The sequence below is a fragment of the Gordonia sp. GONU genome, from assembly GCF_024733855.1.
In the GTDB taxonomy this organism is placed as follows: Bacteria; Actinomycetota; Actinomycetes; order Mycobacteriales; family Mycobacteriaceae; genus Gordonia; species Gordonia amicalis.
In genome coordinates, this window is sequence record NZ_JANRHB010000013.1 from 19,108 (window position 1) to 31,915 (window position 12,808).

The 12,808-nt window shown below is 66.7% G+C and carries 11 protein-coding genes and 1 pseudogene; 10 read left to right on the forward strand and 2 right to left on the reverse strand.

What is annotated here, in order from left to right; all coding sequences use genetic code 11:
• The first annotated feature begins 189 nt into the window (after positions 1–189).
• The 8 genes from NWF34_RS13690 to NWF34_RS13725 all read left to right on the forward strand — a co-directional run bounded on the left by NWF34_RS13690 (position 190) and on the right by NWF34_RS13725 (position 9,592).
• Entirely contained in the window at positions 190–1,086 is an 897-nt protein-coding gene (locus tag NWF34_RS13690; RefSeq protein WP_258325311.1) for a sulfurtransferase, read from the forward strand.
• Between the two features lie 13 nt (positions 1,087–1,099).
• Complete coding sequence (locus tag NWF34_RS13695; RefSeq protein ID WP_006434573.1) at positions 1,100–1,549, forward strand: SufE family protein; 450 nt, start codon at positions 1,100–1,102, stop codon at positions 1,547–1,549.
• Complete coding sequence (locus tag NWF34_RS13700) at positions 1,546–3,093, forward strand: condensation domain-containing protein (RefSeq protein WP_024497274.1); 1,548 nt, start codon at positions 1,546–1,548, stop codon at positions 3,091–3,093. The genes NWF34_RS13695 and NWF34_RS13700 overlap by 4 nt, the downstream gene beginning before the upstream one ends.
• A gap of 209 nt (positions 3,094–3,302) precedes the next feature.
• A complete protein-coding gene (locus NWF34_RS13705) occupies positions 3,303–5,087 on the forward strand; it encodes an acetyl/propionyl/methylcrotonyl-CoA carboxylase subunit alpha (protein ID WP_024497273.1) in 1,785 nt (594 codons plus the stop codon).
• 267 nt (positions 5,088–5,354) lie between these two features.
• Positions 5,355–5,717: a hypothetical protein gene (locus tag NWF34_RS13710; RefSeq protein WP_024497272.1), complete on the forward strand. Its 363-nt coding sequence runs from the start codon at positions 5,355–5,357 to the stop codon at positions 5,715–5,717.
• 186 nt (positions 5,718–5,903) lie between these two features.
• Entirely contained in the window at positions 5,904–6,353 is a 450-nt protein-coding gene (locus NWF34_RS13715) for a hypothetical protein (protein ID WP_024497271.1), read from the forward strand.
• Between the two features lie 164 nt (positions 6,354–6,517).
• On the forward strand, positions 6,518–8,131 hold the full coding sequence (locus NWF34_RS13720) for a DUF222 domain-containing protein (RefSeq protein ID WP_375295673.1): 1,614 nt from the start codon (positions 6,518–6,520) through the stop codon (positions 8,129–8,131).
• A 90-nt stretch (positions 8,132–8,221) separates the two neighbouring features.
• Positions 8,222–9,592 carry an NAD(P)/FAD-dependent oxidoreductase gene (locus tag NWF34_RS13725; protein WP_258325313.1) on the forward strand — a complete coding sequence of 457 codons (1,371 nt, stop codon included), beginning with the start codon at positions 8,222–8,224 and terminating at the stop codon, positions 9,590–9,592.
• An 18-nt stretch (positions 9,593–9,610) separates the two neighbouring features.
• Here the strand turns inward: NWF34_RS13725 and NWF34_RS13730 are convergent, their stop codons facing one another.
• Positions 9,611–10,738, reverse strand: a complete 1,128-nt coding sequence (locus tag NWF34_RS13730) for a nitronate monooxygenase (RefSeq protein WP_024497257.1) — start codon at positions 10,736–10,738, stop codon at positions 9,611–9,613.
• 551 nt (positions 10,739–11,289) lie between these two features.
• Complete coding sequence (locus NWF34_RS13735) at positions 11,290–11,751, reverse strand: hypothetical protein (RefSeq protein ID WP_024497256.1); 462 nt, start codon at positions 11,749–11,751, stop codon at positions 11,290–11,292.
• Positions 11,752–11,987: 236 nt separating this feature from the next.
• Between NWF34_RS13735 and NWF34_RS13740 the strand changes: the two genes are divergently transcribed.
• Both NWF34_RS13740 and NWF34_RS13745 read left to right on the forward strand, forming a co-directional pair.
• Positions 11,988–12,110 (forward strand): hypothetical protein, encoded by a 123-nt coding sequence (locus NWF34_RS13740; RefSeq protein ID WP_258325314.1) that lies wholly within the window; start codon positions 11,988–11,990, stop codon positions 12,108–12,110.
• 39 nt (positions 12,111–12,149) lie between these two features.
• Positions 12,150–12,773, forward strand: a pseudogene (locus NWF34_RS13745) (dienelactone hydrolase family protein); the annotation flags it as partial.
• Positions 12,774–12,808: the final 35 nt, after the last annotated feature.

Below are 12,808 nucleotides of genomic sequence, written 5' to 3' on the forward strand. Positions count from 1 at the left end.
AGGCAACCACCCGTTGACCTGGGGTTTGTCATCCGTCCGAAGCACGCCCTCACCAGCTGCGACGGACGGGAGCCCATCTGCCACCGGGCAGTCGGACGCGCCCATGCCCTACCCTTTGTATCCGGGACCGGTCACGGTCCGCGCGATGTATGTCGAGACGCCCGAACGCACCAAGCTGGAGAACAGACCGTGAGTGTTGAAACCGACCCGAATCCGGCCTTCGCCGAGTACGCCCACCCCGAGCGGTTGGTGACCACCCAGTGGCTGTCGGCTCATCTCGGCGCCAAGGGCCTCAAGATCATCGAATCCGATGAGGACGTGCTGCTCTACGACATCGGCCACATCCCGACCGCGCAGAAGATCGACTGGCACCTGCACCTCAACGACCCGGTCACCCGCGACTACATCGACGGCGAACAGTTCGCAGAACTGATGCGCAGCAAGGGAATCGAGCGCGACGACACCGTCGTCATCTACGGCGACAAGAGCAACTGGTGGGCGGCGTACGCACTCTGGGTGTTCACGCTGTTCGGTCACGAGGACGTGCGCCTGCTCGACGGTGGTCGCGACGCGTGGATGGCCGAGGACCGGGACACCTCCTTCGACGTCCCCGAGTACCCGCGGTCGGACTACCCCGTCGTCGAGCGCGACGACACGAAGATCCGTGCCTTCGCCCCGCAGGTCCTCGAGGCGCTCGGCACCGAGCCGCTCGTGGATGTCCGCTCGCCGCAGGAGTACACCGGCGAGCGCACCCACATGCCCGACTACCCCGAGGAGGGCGCGCTGCGCGGCGGTCACATCCCCACCGCGGTGTCGATCCCGTGGGCCAAGGCCGCCGCTCCGGACGGCCGTTTCCGTCCCCGCGCCGAGCTCGACGAGATCTACGGCGACTTCGACAAGGGCACCCCGATGATCGCCTACTGCCGCATCGGCGAGCGTTCCAGCCACACCTGGTTCGTGCTGACCCATCTGCTTGGGCACACCAGGGTTCGCAACTACGACGGATCGTGGACCGAGTGGGGCAACGCGGTTCGCGTACCCATCGCCGTCGGCGACGAGCCGGGTGCCGCGCCCGGCCGCAAGTGAGCCCTGACCGACGATGAGCTTGCCCCCAGCCCTGGCAGAAATCGTCGAAGACTTTGCCGCACTTGGTGATTCCGACAAGATCACCTTGCTCCTGGAATTCGCCGGCGAACTCCCCGACCTCCCTGAGCATCTGCAACAGGAGGCGATGGAACCGGTACCCGAGTGCCAGTCACCGGTGTTCCTGTCCGTCGACGCCGGCGATCCGGAATCGGTACGGCTGTACTTCACCGCGCCGCGCGAGGCGCCGACGACGCGCGGATTCGCGGCGATCCTGCACCAGGGTCTCGACACCGCGTCGGCGCAGGAGATCCTCGACGTCCCGTCGGACTTCTACTACGACCTCGGTCTGGGCAGCGCGGTCAGTCTGCTCCGCCTCCGGGGTATGGCGGGCATGCTCGGCCGGATCAAGGCGCAGGTGCGCGATCAGACGGCCGGTTCCGGGTCCGACACACCCGGGGTATGAAGTTCATCCAGATCCGCGACGAGCCGATCGCACCGGGGGGTCTCGTCGAGTGGACCCCCTATGTCTCGGGCGGGTTGGGCGCCTGGCGTCCTGATCCCCGCCTGACCTCGCACAACCACGAACAGCATCTGCGTGCCGCCTTCGACTATCGGGTGCGGACCCAGCGCGAGGGTGGGCGGGAGGCCTGGCTGGGCCTGTCGATCGAGTTCGACGAACCATTGTCGATCCCGGCGATCCGCTCGGTGCTGACCCAGTGGATCGACCGTCACGAGGTCCTGCGCAGCCACGTCGTGATCAAGGGGACGGGCCTGCAGCGGCTCACCACCGACCCCGGCACCGTGAAACTCAAGATGGGACGCATCGGCTGGTTCGCCGAGCCCGGCCCCCTCGTCGAGCAGCTGGGCGGCTCCTTCGACCGTGCCACCGCGCCGCTGCACTGGCCCGCCTACCTGTTCGCGACGGTGGGACGCGCCGACTCGTTCACCCTGCTGTTCGCCGCGGACCACTCCCTGGTCGACGGCTACTCGCTGATCATGGCCCAGCAGGAGCTCGTCTCGCTGTACCGCGCGGCGCGCGAACACCGGACCGCCAACCTGCCCGCGGTCGGCAGCTACGTCGACTTCAGCGCCGAGGAACGACGCCGCGCCGACCAGACCGGCGGCGACCATCCGGCGGTGGCCCTGTGGTCGGAGTTCCTGCGCACGGGCGCCGGCGACATGCCGGCCCTGCTGCGGTCCCCGGAGGGCACCAGCGGCGGAATCGGGGACGAGGCCGATCAGGAGTACTTCGAGGAGACGACGATCCCGCAGGAGTCGCTGTGGGGCGTCGTCGCCGACGACGAGACCGCCAACCGGTTCACCGCGATCTGTTCGGAGGCCGGCGGAACGCTGACCGCGGGCATCCTCGCCGCGTTCGCGATGGTCCATCACGAGATGACCGACGACGCGGAGTTCCGCTGCGTGCTGCCCCGGCACACCCGTGACGACACGCAGTGGCTGACCGCGCTGGGGTGGTTCGTGGGCGTCGCGCCGTTCTGGATGGACATGTCCGACTCCCCGACCTTCGATCAGGCGGTCACCCGCGCCACGGCCGTCCTCAAGCGCGGTCGCCGGGGCGCCTCGCTACCCTTCCTTCGCGTGGCCGACCTGATCGGCCACCACGGTGAGCCGCGGTTCGTGATCTCGTTCATCGACACCCGGTACGCGCCGGGCGCCGGGGCGGCCGACGCCGGCCGCGCAAAGGTGATTCGCAGCCACAGCTACTCCCCGCACGAGGTCTACATCTGGATCAACCGGACCCCGTCCGGTTTGCGCTATTCGGCCCGTTTCCCGCGCGAATCCCCGCTCCGCGAACTCGGCGTCGCCGAGTCGTCGACCGACATTCCCCCCGTCGGGGCCCCGATGCCGGATGCGTCACCTTTTCCGCTCGACGCGGAGGCGAGTGACATCGACCCGACCCTCGGTCCCGTACACGCCTACCTGCACAATTTCGCCGAACTCGTACGGCGCCTCGGTGATGCGAGCACATTCTCCCGCGCGTTGTGACCCACGGCTCCACCGAACGATTGCTCGGTGGGCTACTGTATTTGCCGGAAGGTCGCGACGCCCGGACTCCCGGCGTCGTCCGCGCCCTCACCGTCCGCATCCCGGCCGGCGAAGGCTGCACCACCGTCTTGACCGTTGTCCGACAACCGTGTCGCACGCGCCACCGCGCGTCGTGAGCACCTGAGTACGAGTAAGGCCCAGGAGAACAAGTGCCCAGTACCGCAATCAGCAAGGTCCTCATCGCCAATCGAGGCGAGATCGCTGTCCGTGTGATCCGCGCAGCCCGGGATGCGGGCCTCGCGAGCGTCGCCGTGTACGCCGAGCCCGACGCGGACGCACTGTTCGTCAAGCTCGCCGACGAGGCTTTCGCACTGGGCGGCCAGACCTCGGCCGAGTCGTACCTGGTCTTCGACAAGATCCTCGACGCCGCCGCCAAGTCGGGCGCCGACGCGATCCACCCCGGTTACGGCTTCCTGTCCGAGAACGCCGACTTCGCCCAGGCCGTCATCGACGCCGGGCTGATCTGGATCGGACCGTCACCCCAGTCGATCCGTGACCTCGGCGACAAGGTCACCGCCCGTCACATCGCGCTGAAGGCCGACGCACCGATGGCGCCCGGCACCAAGGACCCGGTCAAGGACGCCGACGAGGTCGTCGCCTTCGCCAAGGAGCACGGCGTGCCCGTCGCGATCAAGGCCGCCTTCGGCGGTGGCGGTCGCGGCATGAAGGTCGCCTACACCATCGAAGAGATCCCGCACCTGTTCGAGTCGGCGACGCGTGAGGCCATCGCCGCGTTCGGTCGCGGTGAGTGCTTCGTGGAGCGCTACCTGGACAAGGCCCGCCACGTCGAGGCGCAGGTTATCGCCGACCAGCACGGCAACGTCATCGTCGCCGGTACCCGCGACTGCTCGCTGCAGCGTCGTTTCCAGAAGCTCGTCGAGGAGGCCCCGGCGCCGTTCCTGACCGACGAGCAGCGCACCAAGATCCACGAGTCCGCCAAGGCCATCTGCCGCGAGGCCGGCTACTACGGCGCGGGCACCGTCGAGTTCCTGGTCGGCAACGACGGCCTGGTCTCGTTCCTCGAGGTCAACACCCGTCTGCAGGTCGAGCACCCGGTCACCGAGGAGACCGCGGGCATCGACCTCGTCCGTCAGCAGTTCCGCATCGCCAACGGCGAGAAGCTCGAGTTCACCGAGGATCCGACCCCGCGCGGCCACGCCTTCGAGTTCCGCATCAACGGCGAGGACGCCGGCCGCAACTTCCTGCCGGCCCCCGGCCCCATCTCGGTCTACAAGGAGCCCACCGGACCCGGCGTGCGCGTCGACTCCGGTGTTGTCGAGGGCGACGTCATCGGCGGCCAGTTCGACTCGATGCTGGCCAAGCTGATCGTCACCGGCGAGACCCGCGAGCAGGCGCTCGAGCGTTCGCGTCGCGCACTCGCCGAGTTCCAGGTCGAGGGCCTCGCCACGGTCATCCCGTTCCACCGCCACATCGTCTCCAACCCGGCGTTCATCGGCGACGGCGAGAAGTTCGACGTCTACACCAAGTGGATCGAGACCGATTGGGAGAACCCGATCGAGCCGTACACCGGTGGAGAGCCGATCGAGGAAGACGACGCCGCACCGCGTCAGAAGGTCGTGGTCGAGGTCGGCGGACGCCGCGTCGAGGTCTCGCTGCCGGGTGATCTCGCCCTTGGTGGCGGCGGCGGCTCGACGAACGGTGTCATCCGCAAGAAGCCGAAGGCCCGCTCGCGCAAGAAGGGCGGCGGCGCAGCCGTCTCCGGTGACGCCGTGGCCGCTCCGATGCAGGGCACCGTCGTCAAGGTCGCCGTGGAAGAGGGCCAGGAAGTCTCCGCCGGTGATCTGGTCGTCGTCCTCGAGGCGATGAAGATGGAGAACCCGGTCACCGCCCACAAGGACGGCGTGGTCACCGGTCTGGCCATCGAGGCCGGCGCCGCGGTCACCCAGGGCACCGTGCTGCTCGAGCTGAAGTAACCCACTCGCTGCCTGAGGTGCGAGCGACCACCCTAGCTGCCTGAGGTGCGAGGAACCACCCTTGCTGCCTGAGGTCCGAGTAACCACCCTGCTGCCTGAGGTGCGAGCGACCACCCTCGCTGCCTGAGGTGCGAGGAGCGATAGCGACGAGCCACGAAGGCCTGGTGAGGCAACCTCGCCGGCCTTCGTGGCTCGCTCCCCGAGTAGCGAGCTTGCGAGCCACCCGCTCCCTGAGTAGCGAGCCTGCGAGCGTATCGAAGGGACATCGTGCAACCAGTCGAGATCAACGCCGGGACGTGGTATCTGCGTTCGCTTCGTGCGGACGACCGGATCACCGACGTCCCGGCGTTGTCTCTTCTCGGGGTCGACTCCCCCGCCGACTACGTCGAGGCAGCGAACTCCGACTGGGAGGCCGAGACGCGTTTCGTGTGGGCCATCTGCATCCCCACAACCGGTGAACTCATCGCGTTGATCGGAGTCACGCCGGACGGCGCCGCCGGCCATCTGTGGGGTCAGGCGCGCGACGGCTACGACGCGGCGCTCGACGCTGCGATCGGGCCAGTGTCACGGTTTGCCGAAGGTGCGCTGGATCTCACTGTGGCCGAACCCCTCTCGCGTTCGATCGGCTGAATCGACCGCGAGTGTCAGGTGTCGCTCTCCCCTCCGGGCTTTCAGCGCCTGTCTGCATTGGCCCGTTCGGCACGGCCCAGAATGCGTTCAGGATGCTCTGACGCCCTCGTCTCGAACCCACATGCCCGCAAGCCGACATAGCTGCGACGGCGTTGGTAATAGGTCGTTGGTAATAGGTTCAGAGACATGAACCAGATCGACCCGGAAATCGACGACTACCTGACCCGCTATGCCGCTACGCTGAGTGCCTTCGACTCGACCGCGGCTGCACAGTTGTGGGCCATCCCGGGCATGATCATCGATGATCGTTTCGCCGGTGTCGTCGACGACCGCGAGACCATGGCACACAGCCTTGAGCAGTCCTACCCGCTCTACCGCGAACTCGGCTTGGCATCGGTCAGCCACGAATGCCTGAACGTCGAACACCTCACCACCGCGATCAGCCTGGTCAAGGTGCGGTGGATCTTCTACGGCGCCAACGGTGATCAACTCACCGACAGCAACGCCTACTACATCGTGCGCCGCGACGACGATGGCCTACACGCCTGCGTCTGCATCCAACTCGACGACGCCGAGAAGCTCCGAGCACTGGCCGCCGAACACGACATCGACATCGCCGAGTACACCCGCGAGTAGTCGAAACCAACGGTCGCCGGCAACGGGTGAGGGCGTGTTCGGCGTCGGTCACAGCTTCTTTTCAAGTCCCTGCGCGTCAAGATCCTGCACTCAGCGAGCCCGCCAGAAGGCTTGACGCACTGGAGACCACTTGACTCGAACACATATTCGAGTACGGTTGTGTCATGGCGCGGGGGGCGGGCATCGAATCCACGGATTCGGCAGGCATCACAGAAGACTCTGTCGAGCCCACGCTGCGTCCCGATACCGAACTCTCAGCCCCTGAGCTGATCGAGGTCTTGAATCACTGCGCCGGGCTCGCCGCGTCGACAGCCCACCGAATGATGACCGTTGCCAGCCTCATTCACGACGAACGGGAAATGGACTATGCCGCGCGTCGCGCCGAGGTGCACAGCGGACAGCTCGACTCGATCGAGGCGTTCGACGAGCTGGCTGCTCGAGCGGCCGCCGGTGAGGACCCGTACGCACAGTTCGGGCCGAACGGTCTCGAGCAGGCCATCGCCGAGGTCGGCGCCACCCTGACCATGACGCCGGCAGAGGCCCGAGAACTCATCATGGCCGGTGACGCCCTGCGGTATCGACTGTCGTTCACCGGTCACGCACTGGCCTGCGGCCGCATCGACAAGAAGCGTTTCCTCATCGCGATCAAGCGAACCGACCTCGTCACCGACGCCGATGAGATGCAGACGGTGGATGCACATCTGGCCGAGGCGATCTTCGCCCGCGCACCGATGTCGACGACCCGGTTCACCGCCATGGTCGACGCCATCGTCGCCAAGTGGGCACCCGAGGCAGTGCGCAGGCGTCGCGAGCGAGCCACCGACGACCGCAAGGTCACCGTCGGACCCGATCGGTTCAACCCCGGACAATCCCGCCTGTCCGGGACACTACCGATCGCCGACGCTGCCGCGTTCGACGCCCGCTTGTCCGCGATGGCGGCCGAAGTACATGCCGCCGACCCTCGCACTGTTGCACAACGTCGCGCCGATGCGCTGGTCGCACTGGCTCGCGGCGCGACTTCACTAGCCTGCACATGCAACGATTGTTCGTCTTCCGCAACAGAATTCGGGGAGACCGCTGTACCCGAGGATGCCCCGACGGTCGACCCTCACCACGTCGACCCAGGACCCATGCCGTGCTCCTGCGCCGCCGACAAGACAGCTCCGCGGGCGAACTACTTCATCATCGCCAATCTTTCCACCCTCATGGGCCTCGACGACGATCCGGCGTTTCTCGATGGCCAGGGCATCATCGACGCCGAAACCGCACGCAAGCTGCTCGCCGAAGCCCGACGCACCTACCTGCACCCCACCGTCGCGCCCAGCCCGGAATCGGCGCTGCGTTACGTTCCGTCGAAGAAGCTGCAAGCCCTGGTGCGGGCCGGCGAACTGTGCTGCACCTTCCCGGGATGCAATGCGCCGGTGTGGCAGATCGACCTCGATCACACCCGGCCGTTCGACCATCAGCATCCCGACCGTGGTGGACGCACCCTCGAACGCAACCTGAAACCACTCTGCCGGTTTCACCACCGGATCAAGACCTTCACCAGCTGGCAGGACTACCAGGACGAGTTCCTGACCGCCTGGTTCACCACACCCACCGGACACCTGTTCGTGGGCAACGCCTACAACGGCCGTGATCTGTTCGGCCATCTCGCACCGATTCGCTCACCCGATCATCCGGCGCGCGTCCGGCACGCCACTCAGCGAGACACGAGGTCCCGCCGGGCCCGACGCGCCGAACAGCGTTGGAACCAAGCAAACCCGCCACCCTTCTGACAGGCAATCGGACAGAAGTCGCCACGCACCTGTGCGTTCGGCGACTACTGTTCGTTGACCAGAGGCCGGTCCGAGCCGATGGAGGTCGCGGTGAGCCACACCGGAGTGAACGCAGCCGAGGAGTTCGACGCCATCATCGTCGGCGCGCGCTGCGCCGGATCTGCCACCGCGATCGCACTCGCCGGCCGCGGATTGCACGTCCTGGTCATCGATTCGGCGCGCTTCCCCTCCGACACACTCTCCACGCATCTGCTGTGGCCGTCGACCCTGGCCGAGATCCACGCACTCGGCGCCCTGCCCGCCGTCGAGGAGGCGGGCGCGCCACGTCTTCCCATCGCCGAGGCCATCCTCGACGAGATCGGCTGGCGCACCGGGTATTCGCCGGTGTCCGATATCGACTACGGAATGTGTCTGCGGCGTTCACATCTCGACGACGCCCTCGTCCGGACGGCGTCGTCCCTCGGAGCCGACATCCGGCAACAGTGTCGGGCAACGGGATTGATCTCCGATGACGGGCGCGTCACCGGCATCCGTTATACCGATCCCGACGACCACGAACGGGCGGCGATTGCTCCCATCGTCATCGGAGCCGACGGCCGCAAGAGCGTCGTGGCCCGCGAGGTGGGAGCGCAGACCCCGCTGATTTCCTCCCGGAGTGGCCGATCGTGCTACTTCGCCTACTGGACGGACCCACGAGACGACCTGCGCCACATCGCCTCCCAATGGCGGGTCGACGGGTTGCTCGGCACCGCATTCCCCTGCGACGCCGGCCAGACGCTGTGCCTGCTGCAACCGCCTGTCGAGCTCGATGACGAGTTCCACGGGCGTAAGGTCACCGATGCCTACCGCGCGGGCGTCGCAGCGCTGCCCGGCCTGGCACGACGCCTCGAGGGCGCGGAAATGGTGTCCCGGGTGCGGTCGTGCACCGGAATCGAGTCGTACTTCCGCCGGTCGAGCGGACCGGGATGGGCACTGCCCGGCGACGCCGGCCACTTCAAGGATCCGGTCACCGCACAGGGAATCCGCGACGCCTACCGGTACGGCCGGTTGCTCGGCGAGCGACTCGCCCCGATTCTCGGCTCTCGCGGTGGTCCCGACCCCGACGCGGTCGACGCCGCCACCGCGGAATGGGCCGCTCGACGCGAGCAGGACTGCGTCGAGATCTACCAGTGGACGAACGTGCTGGCGTCCGGCTTGCCGCCCTCCCCACTCGAATACGAGCTCTACCACCGCGCTCGGGATCGCCCCGAGTACGCACAGATCCTGAGCGACATCTACAACCGCGTCCAGGCGCCGTCGTCGATGCTCCCGCTGACCGCTCTCCCCAGCCTCATCCTCGGCGCACTCCGCCAACCCGCGTCGTCGACGCGGGAGGTCGTCGCCGATGTGCGAACCCAGGTCCGGCGTATCCGCGATGACCGGAACGAAAGGCGAGCCCTGGTCCGAGCATCCGCCGGATGAGCCCGCCCCTCGTCCGGTCTAGGTCGTCGCGTTGGCGAACGTGTCCAGATTGCCGGTCGCCTCGATGTACTCGGTCACCCAGCGCTCGATGACCGCCGACGTCTTCTCGACCTTGCGGAACTGCCCGACCACCTGACCGACGGGATTGAAGGCGACGTCGATGCTCTCGTCGGGATGCTTGTGCGTCGCGGCGACCGCCATACCGGAGACCATGTACTGCAACGGCATCCCCAGCGGATCGGGGTTCTCCGGGTTTTCCCACGCCTCGGTCCAGTCGTTGCGCAGCATGCGACACGGTTTGCCGGTGAACGAGCGACTGCGTACGGTGTCACGGCTCGACGCATCGATGTAGGTCTGCTGCTGGACAGGGGTGTTCTCGGCCTCTTCGACCATCAGCCACTGCGATCCGCTCCACGCGCCCTGCGCGCCGAGCGCGAGCGCAGCCGCGATCTGCTCGCCGCTGCCGATACCACCGGCAGCCAGAACCGGCACGGGCGCAACCTCTTTGACGACCTGCGGCCACAGCACGATCGAACCGACCTCACCACAGTGACCACCGCCCTCTCCGCCCTGGGCGATGATGATGTCGACCCCGGCGTCGGCATGCTTGCGCGCCTGCTTCGGGGAGCCGCACAGCGCCGCGACCTTGCGACCGGCCGCCTGGATCTTCTCGATCATGTCCTTCGGGGGCGTGCCGAGCGCGTTGGCGATCAGCGTGACCTTCGGATGCTGCAGCGCGATCTCCACCTGCGGTGTCGCGGTGGCCTCGGTCCAACCGAGCAGCTGCAGCGAGTTGTCGTCGTCCTCGGCGAGGGGCACCCCGTGGTCGCGGAGCAGCTTGCGTCCGAATTCCAGGGTCTCGTTCGGCACCATCGACTGGAGCAGCTTGGTCAGCTCCTCGCCCGACATGTTCGAGTCCATGCCCTCGTACTTGTTGGGGATCACGATGTCGACACCGTACGGGTGGTCGCCGATGTGCTCGTCGATCCAGTTCAACTCGATCTCGAGCTGCTCCGGCGTGAAGCCCACCGCGCCGAGTACTCCGTAGCCACCCGCCTTGCTGACCGCGACCACCACGTCACGACAGTGGGTGAACGCGAAGATCGGGAACTCGATACCGAGTTCGTCGCAGATCGGGGTGTGCATACAGACTCCTCGCCAGGTCAGAATTAGAACGTGTTCTAATCTGAATACCAGGCTCCGCGACGACGGACAAGCGTTCCGCGGAACAGTCTGACGGGGCCTGCCAGACGACATCGTCTGCCAGGCGTCAGGTACTGCTGTGCACCAGTGGTCACATGTGTATCGGATACCCGACCGGGTCCGGCCACTCGACGGTTTTCAGACCAAGACCGTCCCTCCGGACAGTCGACGTGGTTGAATCCGAAGACGTCACCGGAAACAACTCAACCGACCGCCGGCCGGTTCGGCTCATCGAACGATGTGAGTGCCGGTCCAGACGGTGCGGAACTATCCCACGGAGGTTCAGATGCCCCGGAACGCCGGAGACCGCTACGAGTGCCAAGGGTGTGGAGCGCGGCTCGTCTATGAGAAAGAGTGCCCATGCCCCGAAGGAATGGAACACCGGGAGATCTGTTGCGGCAAGCAGATGACGCCGGTGAAGGACTGACTACCCTGACCTTCGTCTGACCTGGCCTTCGTGTCTTACGCCGAGCCCGACGACTCGGCTGACGGACTCAGAGCGAGGGGTAGCTGCTGATCGAGATCACCGATCCGTCGGTGCCGGGGGCCACGTTGATGGACGCTCCCCTGCCCCTCTTCTTGACCGTGATGCTGGCCGCAAACCGTGACACCGTCTCCGACACGATGTCCCAGTCCCCGTCCCGGACTGCGTTCTTGTAGAACTCGCCGATCTTCTCCACCGAGTCCGGCGAGGTGAGAACCAGCGATCCGGGCGCCTTGCTGACCTGATCGGACGGCTCGTAAACAGGCAGACCACCGAAGGTCTCGCCGCCCGAGTCGTCGCCGTTCCCCGTCGTCGCAGAACCCGTCGTCGCAGAACCCGTCTCGGTACTCACCGCAGTGGTCGCCGAAGTGGTGCCCTCAGATGACGTGGTGTCGCTGCCACAACCCACGACGGCGACCCCGATCGTGATCGCGGCAAAGGACGAAACCAGCGCTTTCTGACGTCGGTTCATGATCAGGGCTCCTCAGGGATGTGCCGCAATCCTCTTACGCCTCTATCCGTAGCATGCGATCAGCCCGCTCGACACGCCGTTCGGACATTTTGGGCCCGGAGTCCGCACGGCCTCCGGGTCAGGCCGCATGCTCCCGCCCGCCGAGCTCTCCGGTGAGCGATTCGGTGACATTGCCCCTCTCGACCGATGGATACTGCAAGGACCGGACACCCCTCACGGCACGGACGGAGGCGAACATGCAGTTGAATCGGGCCGACGCCTGCCGCCACCTGGCCGTCCATCTCGACGATGAGGTCGGCAGTCTGCTCGACCGGGCGCGCACGACAGCCCGCAACCGAACCAGACAACCTGAATGGTGAGAAGACATGAACTCTCAAGCCGACGGTCACCGCGCGGGTGACCACGAGGTCGAGGTGGAAGCGGGACCGGTCAAGGTCGCGGGACACCTCACCGTTCCCGAGAACGCCAAAGGAGTGGTCGTTTTCGCGCATGGCAGCGGAAGCAGCCGGTTCAGCTCCCGCAACATCTACGTGGCCGACGTCCTCAACGCGGCCGGGATCGCCACCTTGCTGTTCGACCTGCTGACGCCGGAGGAAGAACTCACCCGCGCCAACGTCTTCGACATCGACCTGCTGGCGCGAAGATTGGTCGATGTCACCACCTGGCTCGCCGCCCGAACGGACGTGGGGTCGTTGCCGGTCGGCTACTTCGGCGCGAGTACCGGGGCGGGCGCCGCGTTGCGTGCCGCCACCGACCCTGGTGTGGATGTCCAGGCGATAGTGTCGCGCGGCGGTCGGCCGGATCTCGCCGGCGACGCACTGGCCATGACCACAGCGCCCACCCTGCTGATCGTCGGCGGACGAGACGAACTGGTCCTCGACCTGAATCAGCGTGCTCGAGAATCGATCACCGCCGAATGTGAGATCACCGTGGTACCCGGTGCCACCCACCTCTTCGAGGAGACGGGTGCGCTCGAGCAGGTCGCGGTCCTGGCCCGCGACTGGTTTCTGAGCCATCTCTGAACCGGGCGCGGCGGTCGCGGCGTTCACGCGCCGGA